14 protein-coding genes are annotated in these 16,253 nt (G+C 67.0%); 9 read left to right on the top strand and 5 right to left on the bottom strand.

Going from position 1 to position 16,253, the window contains the following annotated elements:
* Positions 1-165 precede the first annotated feature (165 nt).
* From CXG43_RS10550 to CXG43_RS10540, 3 genes are all read left to right on the top strand, one after another.
* Positions 166-1,029, top strand: a complete 864-nt coding sequence (locus CXG43_RS10550) for a pirin family protein (RefSeq protein WP_101099924.1) — start codon at positions 166-168, stop codon at positions 1,027-1,029.
* A gap of 91 nt (positions 1,030-1,120) precedes the next feature.
* On the top strand, positions 1,121-1,843 hold the full coding sequence (gene aqpZ, locus CXG43_RS10545; RefSeq protein WP_101099923.1) for an aquaporin Z: 723 nt from the start codon (positions 1,121-1,123) through the stop codon (positions 1,841-1,843).
* A 218-nt stretch (positions 1,844-2,061) separates the two neighbouring features.
* Positions 2,062-2,523, top strand: coding sequence for a hypothetical protein (locus CXG43_RS10540; RefSeq protein WP_101099922.1), 462 nt, complete (start codon positions 2,062-2,064; stop codon positions 2,521-2,523).
* 56 nt (positions 2,524-2,579) lie between these two features.
* Here the strand turns inward: CXG43_RS10540 and CXG43_RS10535 are convergent, their stop codons facing one another.
* Positions 2,580-3,431, bottom strand: coding sequence for a pirin family protein (locus CXG43_RS10535; protein WP_101099921.1), 852 nt, complete (start codon positions 3,429-3,431; stop codon positions 2,580-2,582).
* Positions 3,432-3,649: 218 nt separating this feature from the next.
* Here CXG43_RS10535 and CXG43_RS10530 point away from each other — a divergent pair, with 218 nt between their 5' ends.
* Positions 3,650-5,731, top strand: a complete 2,082-nt coding sequence (locus CXG43_RS10530; RefSeq protein WP_101099920.1) for a carbon starvation CstA family protein — start codon at positions 3,650-3,652, stop codon at positions 5,729-5,731.
* On the top strand, positions 5,731-5,955 hold the full coding sequence (locus tag CXG43_RS10525) for a CstA-like transporter-associated (seleno)protein (protein WP_057509146.1): 225 nt from the start codon (positions 5,731-5,733) through the stop codon (positions 5,953-5,955). Before CXG43_RS10530 ends, CXG43_RS10525 begins: the two co-directional genes overlap by 1 nt.
* Positions 5,956-5,994: 39 nt before the next feature.
* On the opposite strand, the gene CXG43_RS10520 is transcribed toward CXG43_RS10525, so the two are convergent.
* The 3 genes from CXG43_RS10520 to CXG43_RS10510 form a co-directional block, all read right to left on the bottom strand.
* On the bottom strand, positions 5,995-7,245 hold the full coding sequence (locus CXG43_RS10520; RefSeq protein ID WP_101099919.1) for a DUF819 family protein: 1,251 nt from the start codon (positions 7,243-7,245) through the stop codon (positions 5,995-5,997).
* A 133-nt stretch (positions 7,246-7,378) separates the two neighbouring features.
* Entirely contained in the window at positions 7,379-8,659 is a 1,281-nt protein-coding gene (locus CXG43_RS10515; RefSeq protein ID WP_101099918.1) for a HAMP domain-containing sensor histidine kinase, read from the bottom strand.
* Positions 8,649-9,347: a response regulator transcription factor gene (locus CXG43_RS10510; RefSeq protein ID WP_101100113.1), complete on the bottom strand. Its 699-nt coding sequence runs from the start codon at positions 9,345-9,347 to the stop codon at positions 8,649-8,651. The genes CXG43_RS10515 and CXG43_RS10510 overlap by 11 nt, the downstream gene beginning before the upstream one ends.
* Positions 9,348-9,560: 213 nt before the next feature.
* Between CXG43_RS10510 and CXG43_RS10505 the strand changes: the two genes are divergently transcribed.
* The 4 genes from CXG43_RS10505 (at position 9,561) to CXG43_RS10490 (ending at position 15,778) form a co-directional block, all read left to right on the top strand.
* On the top strand, positions 9,561-11,183 hold the full coding sequence (locus tag CXG43_RS10505; RefSeq protein ID WP_232767752.1) for a glycosyltransferase family 39 protein: 1,623 nt from the start codon (positions 9,561-9,563) through the stop codon (positions 11,181-11,183).
* A 227-nt stretch (positions 11,184-11,410) separates the two neighbouring features.
* The gene (locus CXG43_RS10500) at positions 11,411-12,049 is read left to right on the top strand and encodes a phosphatase PAP2 family protein (protein WP_101100112.1); all 639 of its coding nucleotides are present in this window, start codon (positions 11,411-11,413) and stop codon (positions 12,047-12,049) included.
* Positions 12,046-13,692, top strand: a complete 1,647-nt coding sequence (locus CXG43_RS10495) for a phosphoethanolamine--lipid A transferase (RefSeq protein ID WP_101099916.1) — start codon at positions 12,046-12,048, stop codon at positions 13,690-13,692. The genes CXG43_RS10500 and CXG43_RS10495 overlap by 4 nt, the downstream gene beginning before the upstream one ends.
* A 100-nt stretch (positions 13,693-13,792) precedes the next feature.
* Entirely contained in the window at positions 13,793-15,778 is a 1,986-nt protein-coding gene (locus CXG43_RS10490; protein WP_101099915.1) for a M2 family metallopeptidase, read from the top strand.
* Positions 15,779-15,848: 70 nt separating this feature from the next.
* Here the strand turns inward: CXG43_RS10490 and CXG43_RS10485 are convergent, their stop codons facing one another.
* Positions 15,849-16,241 (bottom strand): hypothetical protein, encoded by a 393-nt coding sequence (locus CXG43_RS10485; protein ID WP_101099914.1) that lies wholly within the window; start codon positions 16,239-16,241, stop codon positions 15,849-15,851.
* Positions 16,242-16,253: the final 12 nt, after the last annotated feature.

The raw sequence follows: 16,253 nt of genomic DNA, 5'->3' as shown, positions 1-16,253 counted from the left end.
GCCCCACCGCCCGGCTCCAGACACGGAGTCCGCTTTTCGCAACAGCCACCCGCGAGGGGTCCCACCCGTGCGCACCGCGCAACAGCCTGTTGCCCATTCGGGGCATCCCCTGCCCCGCAGCCCGTGCGATCCTGCGCCCCTGTCCCCGCCAGCGAGATCGCCCGCATGACCACCATCATCGCCCCCCGCGTGCACGACATCGGCGGGCTGGAAGTACGCCGCGCCGTGCCGTCCCTGCAGGCGCGCAGCGTCGGCCCGTTCGTGTTCGTCGACCAGATGGGCCCGGCCCTGCTCGATGCCGGCACCGGCATCGACGTGCGTCCGCATCCGCATATCGGCCTGGCCACGGTGACCTTCCTGTGGGCCGGCGCCATCGGCCACCGCGACAGCCTCGGTTCGGACCAGGTGATCCGCCCCGGCGATGTCAACTGGATGACCGCCGGCCGTGGCATCTCGCATTCCGAACGCACGCCGCCGCCAGAACGCGAACACGGCCATCCGCTGCACGGCATGCAGACCTGGATCGCGCTGCCCAAGCAGTACGAGGAAGTTGAACCGGCCTTCCACCACCACAGTGCCGCCACCCTGCCCCAGCAACGCCGCAATGGCGCCTGGCTGCGGGTGATCGCCGGCCGCGCCTACGGCGAAGAATCCCCGGTCAAGGTGTTCGCCGATACGCTCAACGTGGCCATCGACCTGGACCCGGATGCGGAGATCGACATCGACACCGGCCACCGCGAACGCTCGCTGTACATCCTGGAAGGACAGGCCCAGCTGGACGGCGTGGATGTTCCCGCCCAGCACCTGATCATCCCGGCCGAAGGCGCCCGCGGCCGACTTCGCGCGAAGACGCCGGTCAAGGCGATGCTGATGGGCGGCGAGCCGCTGGATGCACCGCGCCATCTGTGGTGGAACTTCGTCTCCAGCTCCCAGGAGCGAATCGAGCAGGCCAAGCACGACTGGGAAAACGGCCGCTTCGGCACCATCCCCGGCGACGCACAGGAGTTCATCCCGCTGCCGGCCAGGTGATCCTTCATCGCGCATTGACATCGCCTTCACTGCCCTGACACGTAAATGGCGGCGTCCCGGCACCGCCGGGACCCCAATGGAGGCTGCTGCGATGAGCATGGGCAAGCGTCTTGCTGCCGAGTTCCTCGGCACGTTCTGGTTGGTCCTGGGGGGCTGCGGCAGCGCAGTCCTGGCCGCGAACTTCGGCGGCGATGGCAATCCACTCGGCATCGGCTTTCTCGGCGTCGCGCTGGCCTTCGGGCTGACCGTGCTGACCGGGGCGTACGCGTTCGGCCACGTCTCAGGCGCACACTTCAATCCGGCCGTGAGCATCGGCCTGTGGGCCGGTGGCCGCTTCGCCGGCAGGGATCTGGGCCCGTATGTGATCGCCCAGGTGCTGGGCGGCCTGCTGGCCGGCTTCATCCTGCTGCAGATCGCCAAGGGCAGCCCGGCTTTCAGCATCATGCCCGGACAGGCAGGCGCTTTCGCCAGCAACGGCTATGGCGCACTCTCGCCCGGCGGCTACAGCGCGGCCGCCGCCTTCCTCTGCGAGGTGGTGCTCACCGCCGCGTTCCTGGTGGTCATCATGGGCGCCACCCATGGCCGCGCGCCCACAGGATTCGCCCCGCTGGCGATCGGCCTGGCCCTGACCCTGATCCACCTGATCAGCATCCCGGTCACCAACACGTCGGTGAACCCGGCCCGCTCCACGGCGGTGGCGCTGTTCGCCGGCAGCGGGGCCGTCTCGCAGCTGTGGTTGTTCTGGGTAGCGCCACTGTTGGGTGGGTTGATCGGCGGCATGATCTACAAGTGGCTGGGCAGTGCTCGCGACTGAGGCGCCAAGGCTTCGCCTGCCATGCACAGCGCCGGAATTTGGTTACCGATGAAACCGCGATTTGTGCAGTTGCTCACGTTCCGTTAAGGTCAGGGCATACCCGCCAGCTGGGCTGGCGGGCCGACGCGGCATCCGGGGATGGATGCCAGGTCGCAACGGCGACCACGCCGGCCCGCCGCTGGCGGTGCCGTCGACTTGAACGCCTCTGGGGGAACTGCATGAAAACCGTCTCTGCTGCCATATTGCTGTGCCTGTGCGCCATCGCCGTTACCGCCCAAGCGCAAAGCGCACCCAAGTGTCCGTCGCTGCCGGCCGCCAGCAACCTGCAATGGCAGGAGCAGGCCACCGGCGATTTCCTGGTGTGCCGCGCCACCACCAGCGACGGCCGCGAAGTGATGAGCCTGATGCTGACGGGGAATGATCCGGAGCTGCGCTTCCCGCGCGCGTTGCGCCAGGAAAAGGACAGCTTCGCCGGCGAAGAACTCTACTGGTACCTGCCCGACCTCGGCGGCCAGGAACCCCCGGGCTTCGCCGACCGCCGCGTCAGCGTGGTGAAGATCGACAAGAACCGCTATGCGCAGCTGGCGCTGTATCCCGGCGACAGCGAAGAGCGCGCCGGCCTGCAGCAGATGATCCGCAGCATGAACCTCAATCCGGCAGCCGTGGCCGCCGGTCGCTGATCATGCGCCCCGTGTTGGCGGGGCCGGTGGACGACCGGCCCAACGCCACGGCGGCCTCAGAAACGGCCCTCCTGGAAGTCCACGAAGGCCTGCATCAGCTCCTGCCGGGTATTCATGACGAACGGGCCGTGCCGCATCACCGGCTCGCGCAGCGGGCGACCGGCGACCAGGATCAGCCGCGCACCACTGCTGCCAGCGGCGAGGTGCAACGCATTGCCACCGCCCAGCACCGCCATCTGCTGCGCCGCCACCGGCCGCGCCTCATCTGCCACGCCGATCTGCAGCTCGCCTTCGAACACATAGGCGAACACGTTGTGGCCATCGGGCAGCACGTAGTCCCACGCCGCGCCGGCGTCCAGGGTGATGTCCAGATACACCGGATCGGTGGCCGGCTGGATGATCGGCCCGGCGGTGCCGCCGACCTCACCGGCGATGATCTTGACGCTGACGCCGGCCGCCGGGGTGACCTGCGGGATGCGGTCCGGGGCGAACTCCTGGTACTTCGGCGCGGTCATCTTGTCGCGCGCCGGCAGGTTCACCCACAGCTGGAAGCCGCGCATGCGGCCACTTTCCTGCTCGGGCATCTCTGAATGCACCAGCCCACGGCCAGCAGTCATCCACTGCACGCTGCCCGGCGTAAGCAGGCCTTCGTTGCCGTGGTTGTCCTTGTGCCGCATGCGCCCGTCGAGCATGTAGGTAACCGTTTCGAAGCCGCGGTGCGGATGGCTGGGGAAGCCGGCCAGATAGTCTTCGGCCTTGTCGGTGCCGAATTCATCCAGCAGCAGGAAGGGATCCAGGTCCGGCAGGGCCGAACCGCCTATCACGCGGGTCAGGCGGACGCCGGCGCCGTCGGACGTGGGCGCGCCTTCGATGGTGCGCAGCACGCGGGCCGCGATCTGGGTGCTCATGGAAACTCCAGCAAAGTGTCTATCCGCAAGATGGCGGCTGTCGGCGGCAGCGCCAAGCCCTCGCACCGCAACCCATTGTTCCAGCGGTGCCCGCCACGGCCGGGGAGCCGCCGTGACCGCGTTACGACCAAAGTACTAGCTGGGAAACACCCTGTCTGCATTGACCCAACACTGGGCAAGGCGGACCCTTGTGATGTTCTTAAGGGAGAGTTCACCTCATGAAAGGCTTCTCAAAGCTGGGCTGGGCACTGCTCGCACTGCTCGGCGCATTCTGTCTGGGCACCGTGGCACTGCGCCGCGGTGAACCGATCAACGCCTTGTGGATCGTGGTTGCCGCGGTCTCCATCTACCTGATTGCCTACCGCTTCTACGGCCTGTTCGTGGCCAGCAAGGTGCTGCAGCTGGACCCCACCCGGGCCACGCCGGCGGTGCTCAACAACGATGGCCTGGACTACGTCCCGACCAACAAGCACGTCCTGTTCGGTCACCATTTCGCTGCCATCGCCGGCGCCGGTCCACTGGTCGGCCCGGTGCTGGCCGCGCAGATGGGTTACCTGCCCGGCCTGCTGTGGCTGGTGGTCGGCGTGGTGCTGGCCGGTGCGGTGCAGGATTTCATGGTGCTGGTGCTGTCCAGCCGCCGCAACGGCCGTTCGCTGGGTGACCTGGTGCGCGAGGAAATGGGGCCTGTTCCCGGCACCATTGCGCTGTTCGGTGCGTTCCTGATCATGATCATCATCCTGGCCGTACTGGCGATGGTGGTGGTCAAGGCGCTGGCGGAGAGCCCGTGGGGCATGTTCACGGTGATCGCCACGATGCCCATCGCGATCTTCATGGGCGTGTACATGCGCTACATCCGTCCCGGCAAGATCGGCGAGATCTCGGTGGTCGGCCTGATCCTGCTGCTCGGCTCGATCTGGTTCGGCGGCATCGTCGCGGCCGATCCGGTCTGGGGCCCGGCCTTCACCTTCACCGCCAAGCAGATCACCTGGATGCTGATCGGCTACGGTTTCATCGCTTCGGTGCTGCCGGTGTGGCTGCTGCTGGCGCCGCGTGACTACCTGTCCACCTTCCTCAAGATCGGCACCATCATCGCGCTGGCGGTCGGCATCCTGATCGTCATGCCCGAACTGAAGATGCCCGCGCTGACCCAGTTCGCCGCCAGCGGCGACGGCCCGGTGTGGAAGGGCGGGATGTTCCCGTTCCTGTTCATCACCATCGCCTGCGGTGCGGTGTCCGGCTTCCATGCGTTGATCGCCTCGGGCACCACGCCCAAGCTGCTGGCCAATGAAGCGCACGCGCGCTACATCGGCTACGGCGGCATGCTGATGGAATCCTTCGTCGCGGTGATGGCACTGGTCGCCGCCTCGATCATCGAGCCCGGCATCTACTTCGCCATGAACAGCCCGGCCTCGGTGATCGGTGCCGATGCGGTGTCGGCGGCGCACTACATCACCACCAACTGGGGCTTCACCATCACCCCGGAGCAGCTGGAAGCCACCGCGGTGGCCATCGGCGAGCCGACCATCCTCCATCGAGCAGGTGGCGCGCCGACCCTGGCCGTGGGCATCGCGATGATCCTGCACGAAGCGATCCCCAGTGCCGGCGATGCGATGATGGCGTTCTGGTACCACTTCGCCATCCTGTTCGAGGCGCTGTTCATCCTCACCGCGGTCGATGCCGGCACCCGTGCCGGTCGCTTCATGCTGCAGGACCTGCTGGGCAACTTCATCCCGGCGCTGAAGAAGACCGAATCGTGGACCGCCAACATCCTGGCCACCGCCGGCTGCGTCGCGCTCTGGGGATACCTGCTGTATTCCGGCGTGGTCGATCCGTTTGGCGGCATCCAGACCCTGTGGCCGCTGTTCGGCATCTCCAACCAGATGCTCGCCGGTATCGCGCTGATGCTGGGCACCGTGGTGCTGTTCAAGATGAAGCGGGACCGCTACGCCTGGGTCACCGCCGTGCCTGCGGTGTGGCTGCTGATCTGCACCACCTACGCCGGGCTGATCAAGATCTTCGACAGCAACCCGGCGCAGGGTTTCCTGGCCCAGGCCCACAAGTATCAGGACGCCATCGCCAGCGGTACCCTCACCGCCCCGGCCAAGACCGTTGGGCAGATGCAGCAGATCGTGGTCAACGCCTACGTCAACACGAGCCTGACCGTGCTGTTCCTGCTGGTGGTGTTCTCGATCCTGTTCTATTCGCTGAAGACCATCGCGGCCGCACGCCGCACGCCGCAGCGCACGGACAAGGAAACCGAGTACGTGAAGCTGCTGCCGCACCAGATGGCGGACCTGTGATGAGTACCGAACTGGTACCGGTCGGCCAGCACCAGGCCCATCGCCGCATCTGGCGACGCCTGGTGCAGACCGCGCGGCTGTGCTGCGGCATCCCGGACTACGACAACTACGTCCGGCATGTACTGGAGAACCATCCGGACCGCACGCCGATGGACTACAAGACGTTCTTCCGCGAGCGCCAGGAAGCGCGTTATGGCGGCAGGAACGGCGGACGCTGCTGCTGAGTCAGGCGAAAACGGCGGGGCTTCGGCCCCGCCGTTTTTTCATGCCCCGGCCATCCATTTCAGGATCAGGCCGGTGACGTACGCAAGGCCGGTGCCGGTGGCATAACCCACCGTCCCCAGCAGCACGCCCACAGGTGCCAGCGAAGGATGGAATGCGGCAGCGACCACCGGTGCCGATGCCGCCGCACCGATGTTGCCCATCGAACCGACGCCGAAGAAGAACAGCGGCGCGCGCAGCAACTTGGCCACGATCCACAGAACCAGCACATGGGTGGCCATCCAGATCAGGCCCAGCAGGAACAACCACGGACGATCCAGCAGCGACAGCAGGTCCATCTGCATGCCGATGCAGGCAATCAGGAAATACAGGAACACCGTGCCCAGGCGCGAGGCACCGGCAGATTCAAGCCGGCGCGCGCGGGTGAAGCTCAGGGCCAACCCCAGCGCCGTGGACAGCAGCACCACCCACACGAACGGGCTGTCCAGGCTGAACTGGCTGGACCAGGCCACGTTGGCCTTGAACCAGCCCGCCAACGGCGTGGCGATGGCATGCGCCAGCCCCACCCCACCCAGCGCCACGCCGACGATCACCATCAGGTCGGTCAGGCTGGGAATGCGCGCGTTCTGCGCCTCGTAGGCACTGATGCGCGCTTTCATTTCATCGATGGCGCGGGTGTCGGCGCCGTTGCGCGCATCGATCTGCTGCGAGCGGTTGGCCAGGAACAGCAGGATCGCCATCCACAGGCTGGCGCAGGCCACGTCCACCACCGCGAACTGGCCGAAGGTGGTGGCATCGGTGCCGAAGACCTCGCGCATCGCCACCATGTTGGCGCCGCCGCCGATCCAGCTGCCGGCCAGCGCGGCCATGCCCGCCCAGGTATCACCGGCCACCGTCTCCGGATGGATCAGCTTCATCACCTGGAAGGAGACGATCGCACCCAGCATGATGCCGGCCGTGCCTGCGCAGAACACCAGCAGCAGCTTCGGACCCAGCTTGGCGATGCCCTTGAGGTCGATGGACAGGGTCAGCAACACCAGCGCTGCCGGCAGCAGTACATCGCGCGCGACCGGGTTGTACAGCGCGGTGCCATGGCCATCGATCAGTCCGACGGTGTTGTAGATGGCCGGGATGAAATAGCACAGCAGCAAGGCGGGCACCCACGCGAAGATTTTCTTCAGCAGTGGCGTGGGACCACTGGCTGCCCAGAAAATGAGCGCAAGGGTGGCGGCGATGAGCCCCAGGCCGACGATGTCGCTGGAGATCAGGGCGGTAGCAGGTTCGGTCGGCATGCGGTCCTCTGTCGATCGAAAAGTGACGGGCGAAAAAAATGCCGCAGGAGGCGGCACCCGCTGAGCTTACCATCGGCCCTGCAGCGTGAGTAGCGGTGCGGGGGCCGACCGAGGTCGCCACTGCGCGAGCGCCTCACTGCAGGCGCGAGGCACCGACATCCAGCGTGGCCAGGGTGCCGCGCGGCTTCACCGGTTCGAACCGCAGCGTCCAGCCCAGGTGTTCGCACAGGCGTGCGACCAGCTCCAGGCCGATGCCGCCGTGTTCGTTGCGCAACCCGCGCGCCATCCTCGCGTGGATCGCGGCGATCTCCTCCGGGCTCATGCCGTGCCCGGGATCGCGCAGGGTCAGCACGCCGCCGGAAGAGAGTTCCAGCTGGATGTTCCCCCGCCCGCTGTTTTCGATGGCGTTGCGCAACAGGTTGCCGATCGCCGCCTGCACTACCGCAAGCGGCGCCACCAGGTCGACCGGCGCAGCCCGCAGGCCGACGGTGAGGTCTTTGTCGCCCAGCAGGTGGCGATGGTCGTCGATGATCTGTGGCAACAGCTGGTCCAGCGCGATGCGCTCGGCACGCGCGGCGAGCCGCGCCGGATCGCGCGCCAGCACCAGCAGCAGTTCGATCAGTGCCTCCATGTCGCCGGCGGTGCGTTGCACGCGCAGCACCTGCTGGCGCGCGCGCTCGGGCAGGCCAGGCTGTTCCAGCGCCAGCTCGGCCGCCCCGGTGATCACCGCCACCGGCGTACGCAGCTCATGGCTGGCGGTGCTGATGAACACCCGTTCGCGCTCGACGAACTGCTCGTTGCGCGCCAGGTAATCGTTGAGGGAATTGGCAATGGTATGCAGCTCGGCGCTTCCACGCGGATCCACGACGATGCGCTGCCCCGGCGCCCCCGGCTTCAGCGCGGCGATATCGCCGGCCAGCTGGCTCAACGGGCGTACCACCCGCTGCATGCCCAGGCGCGCCATGATCACCGTGACGATCACCATCACCAGCCCGGCCAGCAGCACCCAGCGCGTGGCGAACTGCTCCAGCGCTTCGAAGTCGGAGATATCCAGGGCCAGTGCCAGCCGGCCCATGGTGTCGGTCTGCCGCACCATCACTGCTGCCTTGCGCTCGCCGATCGGAATGCCGTCATGCAGCCCGGGGTGCAGTCCGCGCAGCGTTGCCGGGGTGCCCGGCTGGTCCAGACGGAACAGGCTGAGCGTGTCCGAATCCTGCCAGCGGTAGTCCGGATCATCTTTGCTGTGCAGGATGATGCTGTCCAGCTCGGAGTTCAGCAGCGCGCGCCACGCCGCGTGTTCGGCATGTTCATGCACGTTGTTGCCCACGCCGAACACCGCCAGCGAAATCAGCGCAAGGTAGGTCAGCAGCCAGCCCAGCACGCGCCGATACAGGGGGGCGGGCCTAGCGGCCATCGGTGGCCTCTCCTTCCTGCACGGCCAAGCGATAGCCTACGCGCGGCAGGGTGTGCACCAGCTTGCGCGCGAAAGGTCCGTCCACGCTGCGGCGCAGTTCGTAGACATGGGATCTGAGCAGGTCCCCATCCGGCGGTTCATCGCCCCACAGCGCGAACTCCAGCTGCTGCCGCGTCACGGCGGCGGGACTGGCACGCATCAGGACCTCCAGCAGTTTGCGGCAGGCCGGATACAGGTGCAGCACCTGGCCTGCACGCTGGGCTTCCAGCGTGGCCAGGTCCAGCACCAGGTCGGCCACCTGCAGGCGTTTGCGTGGGTTGCGCCCCTGCGCGCGCAACAGCAGCGCGTCCAGCCGGACTTCCAGCTCGGGCAATGCGAAGGGCTTGGTCAGGTAGTCATCGGCGCCGGCGCGGAAGCCGGCGATCTTGTCGGGCAGTTCATCGCGGGCCGTCAGCATGATCACCGGCACTTCCGAGGCATGTTCGGCGCGCAGGCGACGCAGTACCTCAGGGCCCTCCATGCGCGGCAGCATCCAGTCCAGGATCAGCGCGTCGTAGACCTGCGTGGTGGCCAGGTGCAGCCCGGTGATGCCGTCCGGCGCTACGTCCAGCACATGCCCGCGCGACTCGAAGTAGTCGAACAGGTTGGCGACCAGTTGCCGATTGTCTTCGATCACCAGCAGACGCATGCGCGTACCCATCCCGTAATTCCCTGCATGGTAGCGCCGCCGGTGTCGGAATCCCGTGCCCCCGCGCTTCCGACGATTTTCCCACGCGCCCGGGTGGATAGTCCGGCTTTACCCGGACGCCCCCCTTTGGCCCTGCCTTCCTCCCCCCGCGCGCGCTGGCGCTTGCCCCTGCTCTGGCTGCTGGCCGTGGTCGCGCTGGCTGCCGGAATCGGCATGCGCCTGCCACAACCGCCGGACGAGCCACGGTTCGTGCTGGCCGCGCGTGCCATGGTCGACTCCGGCCAGTGGCTGGTGCCACACCGGGGCAGCGAGTTCTATGCCGAAAAACCACCGGTGTACATGTGGATGCAGGCCGCGGCGCACCAGTTGCTGGACTGGAAGGGCAGCTTCCTGCTGCCCTCCCTGCTGGCCGCCCTGCTCAGCCTGTGGCTGGTGGCTGACCTGGCACGTCGGCTGTGGTCGCCGCGGTTGGCGCCCTATGCCATGGCGGCCCTGTTCTGCAGTCTGCAGTTCGGCCTGATGGCCAAGCGCGCGCAGATCGACATGGTGCTGGTGGCGATGACCACCGCGTCGTTGTGGGGCCTGCTGCGGCACCTGTGCGAACGTCCCAACCTGCCCGCACTGTGGCTGGCCGGCATCGCCGCCGGGGTGGGCACGGTCACCAAGGGGGTCGGTTTCCTGCCCCTGCTGATCGTGCTGCCGTGGTGGGCGTGGCGGCTGCAGTACCGGCGCAGGCACTGCCGGGACGCGCCTGGCCCGGCCCCGGCGACGCTGGCGTGGCTCATTCCCGCTTTCCTGCTCGGCACCGCCGTCTGGCTGGCGCCGCTGGGTTGGGCCCTGCTGCACCATCCCGACCCAGCCCTGCAGGCCTATGCGCACGAGTTGCTGTTCAAGCAGACGGCCACGCGTTACGCCCATGCCTGGCATCACCTGCAACCTGCCTGGTACTACCTGCAGGTGATGCTGACGCTGTGGCTGCCCGGCAGTCTGCTGCTGCCCTGGCTGGCGCGGCCGTGGTGGCGGCGGCTGCGTCGTACCGATGCACGCTTCTGGCTGCTGCTGGGCTGGGCCGCGCTGGTGCTGCTGTTCTTCACCATCAGCGCAGGCAAGCGCGAGGTCTACGTGCTGCCGATGTTGCCGGCGCTGGCACTGGCCAGTGCCCCGCTGTTGCCCGGCCTGCTGCGCCGGATGAGTGTGCGTCGCTACCTTCTGGCCTACAGCATCGCGCTGGGGCTGCTGTCATTCACAGTCGGCGCCCTGCTGCTGCACGGCGCGCCCTGGGCGCTGGCGCAACTGGAACGGCGTGCGATGCCGATCGGTCTGCTGCCCGTGCTGGGCGGGAGCCTGCTTGCCCTGGGAGCCGCTGTGCTCGGCATGTGTGCATGGCTGCGGCAACGCCGCGCAGCATTGCTGGTGTTGTTCATCCACAGCCTGCTGTGGTGCGTGTACGGCGTGCTGCTGCTGCCCGCGGTGGACCCCTACGCCTCCGCTTCGGAGCTGATGCAGCGCGCGGGGGAGCGTATCGGACCGCAGGCAGAACTGGGCCTGCTGGCATGGCGCGAACAGAACCTGCTGCAGGCCGACCGACCGGCACGCGAGTTCGGCTTCAAGCGACCGTGGGACCTGCAGTGGCGTGATGCGGGCCGCTGGCTTGCTGCTGCACCGCAGGCACGCTGGCTGCTGGTGCTGGATGCGGCGATGAGCCCCTGCGTGGATACCGCGCAGGTCATCGACATCGGCATCTCCAACCGCAACCGGTGGCAACTGGTGCCGGGAACCGCATGGTCCGGCGACTGTCATGCAGCGATGAGCGGTGCCAGCAACGCCGAAGAATGATCGAAAGCGCCACGCATTCGCGCTTTAACCAAAGGCGAACGGGGCTCCGATTTTTCTCCGACAGCATGCTCCCTAGCATGGCCGCAGATCCTCAGATGGCCTTGACCATGCACCGCACCGCTGTTCCCGCATATCCACTCCCACGCGTTCGGCAGACCGCAGGCAGCGGATTCACTGCACGCCATCTCTGGTTGCCTTTGATCGCCGCATCCCTGCTTTCCAGCGTGCTGGTGCTGGGCGGCGACCAGTGGATCGCCGATCGCATCTTCGCACTGGAAGGCCACCAATGGCTGCTGCGCGAAGCGTGGATGACCAGCACGCTGATGCACAAGGGGGGCAAGTGGCTCAGCGTCGCCGCCACGCTTACGGCACTGATGCTGTGCTTGTACCAGTGGCGCCGTGGCGAGGATCGCCGCCTGCGCTGGGCGCTGTTGTATCTGCTGCTGGCCATCGCGCTGGGCACCGGCGCGGTATCGCTGCTGAAATCGCTTACCCACATGGATTGCCCCTGGGACCTTGTGCGTTACGGAGGCGAGCGCCCGTTCGTCGGCCTGCTGCAGGCCCGCCCCGCCGTCCTGCCCGCCGCTGCCTGCTTTCCCGCCGGCCAGGCCAGTGCGGGCTATGCGTGGGTCAGCCTGTACTTCTTCGCGCTGCTCTGGCGACCGGCATGGCGCTGGCGCGGACTGGCCATCGGGCTGCTCGCCGGCATGGCGCTGGGGCTTGCCCAGCAGCTTCGTGGCGCGCATTTCATGTCGCACGACGTCGCCACCCTGATCGTGTGCTGGCTGCTGTCGCTGGGCCTTTACGCACTCCTGAACGGCTATCTGCGGCGCCCGCTCGCACGCCCGGCGGGAGCGCGCGCATGAGCGCCACCGTCGCTCGCACCCTGCGCCTGCCCGCCGTCGCCTGGCTGCAAGGCCGGCCGCGGCTCTCCACCGAGGCGCTGATTGCGCTGGCCAGCCTGTTCTTCGCCATCGCCGGCAATGGGCTGTTCTGGAACAGCGCGATGGCCACCCATCCCGGCAGCCTCCGCTATGCGCTGTCGCTGCTGCTCCTGCTGCTGGGCACGCATGCCTTCCTGCTTGGCCTGCTGGTCTGGCGCTGGAATGCCAAGGTGGTGGTCAGCACGCTGCTGATGCTGACGATGCTGGCCTCCCACTACATGGGCCGTTACCACATCTACCTGGATGCGGACATGCTGCGCAACGTGCTGGCCACCGACCGCCGCGAAAGCAGCGAACTGCTGACCGCGTCGCTGGCCGGTCCGTTGCTGCTGGGGCTGGTGCCCACGCTTGCGGTCTGGCGCCTGCAGCTCACCGACCGACGCTGGACGGGCGCGCTGTCGTGGCGCGCAGGCTTCCTGCTGCTTGCAGCCGGCGTTGCAGTGGGCGGCGCATTGCTGTCGTTCCAGGAGATCTCCGCCTTGATGCGCAGCCAGCGTGAAGTGCGTTACCTGGCGACCCCGGCCAACGTGCTGCTGGGCTTGCCCCGTGCGCTGCGCGGCGACAACCCGGTGCAGCGCGCGCCCAAACTGCCGATTGGCGTCGATGCACAGGCCATGCACCACGCGTCGGGCAGCAGGCCGCGGCTGCTGCTGGTCGTCCTCGGCGAAACCGCGCGTGCGCAGAACTGGGGCCTGAATGGCGGCAGCCGCCAGACCACCCCGGAGCTGGCGCAGAAGCCGGTGATCAACTTCCCCGACATGCATTCCTGCGGTACCAGCACCGAAGTGTCGGTGCCCTGCATGTTCTCGCCCTGGGGACGTGGCGACTATGACGAGAAGAAGATCCGTGCGCACCAATCACTGCTGCATGTACTGGACCACGCCGGCATCGACGTACTGTGGCGCGACAACCAGTCCGGCTGCAAAGGCGTCTGCGAAGGGCTGCCGTTGCAGTCACTGGCCGATGCAACCACGCCGGGGCTTTGCGCCAACGGGCGCTGCCTGGACGAGATCCTGCTGCAGGACCTTCCCGCACAGGCGCGCGCGAAACCCGGTGACCGGGTCATCGTGCTGCATCAGCTGGGCAACCACGGCCCGGCCTACTTCGAGCGCTATCCGCCGCGCTTCCGCCGCTTCACCCCTACCTGCGATACCGTCGACCTGGGACGTTGCACCCGCGACCAGATCGCCAACAGCTACGACAATGCGCTGCTGTACACCGACCACGTGCTTGCCCAGGCCATTGGTACGCTGCAGGGCATGGAAGACTACGACACGGCGATGATCTACGTGTCCGACCACGGGGAATCGCTGGGCGAGAAAGGCCTGTTCCTGCATGGGATTCCGTACGCAATCGCGCCGGAAGAGCAGACCCATGTCCCGATGACGATGTGGTTCTCGCCTTCGTTCGCGCGCAACCGCGGGCTGGACCTGGAGTGCGTGCGCCAGCGCGCTGGCCGGTACACCGACCACGATGCGCTGTTTTCATCGGTGCTCGGATTGATGCAGGTACGTACGGCCCTGTACGCGCCGCAGCGGGACCTTTTTGCCGCCTGCGAGGGGTGATCATCGGCAGGCGCCTCCGGCGCCCCCCGACCTCTGCCCCTTGCGGCAGCGGGCCCGGCCCACTAGCCTTCAGCGGTCGTTCACCGCCCAAGGACCACCCGTGAAACACCGTCATCTCCTGCTGGCTTCGGCAATCGCCGCCGCCACGCTGTCGCTGGTCGCCTGCAAGAAGGAGCCCACCCCGGGCACCGGATCGGCAACCGCAACCGCGCCGGCCGGCGAAACCGCCGACCAGTTCGTGGCCCGCATCAATGCCGAATACAAGGCCGCGTACCCGGAGATGACCTCGGCGCAGTGGTTGTCCTCGACCTATATCAACAGTGATTCCGAGCGCGTGGCGGCCAAGGCCAACGAGCGCTCGTTGACCCAGCTCAACAGCTGGATCGAACAGGCAGCGAAGTTCGAAGGTAAGCCGATGTCCGATGACAGCAGGCGCGCCCTGCAGCTGCTCAAGCTGATGTCTTCGATGCCCGCCCCGCGCGACCCGGCCAAGCTGGCGCAGCTGACCCAGATCGCCACCCGCATGGAAGGCAGTTATGGCGCTGGCAAGTACTGCACCGATGCCAACGATCCGAGCTCCTGCCGCCAGCTCGGCGACCTGGAACAGGTGCTGTCCAGCAGCCGCGACTACGACCAGCAACTGGATGCGTGGCAGGGCTGGCACGGCACCACCAAGAACATGCGTGGCGACTACCAGCAGTTCGTCGGCCTGGTGAACGAAGGCGCCAAGGGCCTGGGCTTCGCCGATGCCGGGCAGATGTGGCGCAGTGGCTATGACATGCCGCCAGAGCAGATCGGACCGGAAACCGACCGCCTGTGGGAACAGGTCAAGCCGATGTACGAGCAGCTGCACTGCTATGCACGCGGCAAGCTGGACGCCACCTATGGCAAGGACAAGGCCGAAGTGGGCAATGGGCTGATCGCCGCCCACCTGACCGGCAACATGTGGCAGCAGGACTGGTCCAACCTGTGGGACCAGCTGCAGCCGTATCCCGGCGCCGGCAGCCTGGACATCACCGCTGCACTGGAAAAGCAGTACCAGGGCAACCTCAGCGGCGCGCTGGCCAAGGCCGGCAGCACCGCCAACGTGGAAGGCCTGTACAAGGCGCAGCGCGAAGCCGAACTGCGCACCGCACGGCAGATGACCGAACGCGCGCAGGACTTCTACGTATCGCTGGGCATGCCGGCGCTACCGAAGTCCTACTGGGAAAACACCCAGTTCATCAAGCCGCAGGACCGCGACGTGGTCTGCCATGCCAGCGCCTGGGACATGAACATGGACGGCGATGTGCGCACCAAGATGTGCATCAAGCCGAACGAAGAGAACTTCACCACGATCTACCACGAGCTGGGCCACATCTATTACGACCTGGCCTACAACCCGCTGCCGCCGCTGTTCCAGGGCGGTGCCAACGATGGCTTCCATGAAGCGATCGGTGACACCATCGTGCTGGCGATGACGCCGAAGTACCTCAATTCCATCGGTCTGGTCGACAAGCCCGAAGAGAGCCGCGAAGCGGTGATCAACAACCAGATGCGCATGGCACTGTCCGGCGTGGCCTTCCTGCCGTTCGGCCTGATGATCGACCGCTGGCGCTGGGGCGTGTTCGATGGCTCGATCACCCCGGACAACTACAACAAAGCCTGGTGGGACCTGAAGGCGCGTTACCAGGGCGTCGCCCCGCCGACCACCCGTGGCGAGGAGTTCTTCGACCCGGGCGCCAAGTACCACGTACCGGGCAACACGCCGTACACGCGCTACTTCCTTGCGCGCATCCTGCAGTTCCAGTTCTACAAGGGCCTGTGCGATGCATCCGGCTACAAGGGTCCGCTGCACGAGTGCAGCTTCTACGGCAACAAGGAAGCCGGGCAGAAGTTCTGGTCGATGCTGAGCAAGGGCGCCAGCCAGCCGTGGCAGGCAACGCTGAAGGAACTCACCGGTGGTGACAAGCTCGATGCGGGCCCGATGATCGAATACTTCACCCCGGTCAATGCCTGGCTGAAGGAACAGAACCAGGGCCAGGTCTGCGGTTGGCAGGCCAGCGCCGCGGCGCCTGCTGCACCGGCAGCGCCCGCGCAACGCTGATCGATACACCCGGAATCCGGTAGCGCCGAGCAGGGCTCGGCGTTACCTTCGGACTCCTTGCAACGCCTGATCAGTTGGCCTTGCCGGCCGCCATCTTCGCGGCAAGCGCGTCCTTGAACTCATCGAAACTGAGCCCCTGCGCATTGGCCTCGGCCTGCGCGGCGTCGCGCAGCGCGTCTGAGTACACCAGCCGCACCGGGGTACCCTTGCGTTCGTGCAGTTCGCCGGCCTGCATGATCAAGGCCAGCACCTGGGCGGCACTCTCACTCTGGCCGGCGATTCGGCCATCCATGCCCAGCACCCATTCGCCATCGCGGCGCACCACGCCAGCCAGCAGCGTGCGCTGCTGGTCGCGCAGTTCGGCATGCGGCTCGACCGGTGAGGCGTGCGCGGCTTCGCGGTTGGCGGCCTGGGTTTCGCGTCGCCGGCGGATGTCACGGCGCAGTTTGGAGGTGGTCGACATCAGGGGGGTACG

The sequence above is a fragment of the Stenotrophomonas sp. Bg11-02 genome, assembly GCF_002836635.1.
Taxonomy (GTDB): domain Bacteria; phylum Pseudomonadota; class Gammaproteobacteria; order Xanthomonadales; family Xanthomonadaceae; genus Stenotrophomonas; species Stenotrophomonas lacuserhaii.
The sequence above is the reverse complement of the archived record's forward strand: the minus strand, read 5'-3'. Positions and strand labels throughout refer to the sequence as shown.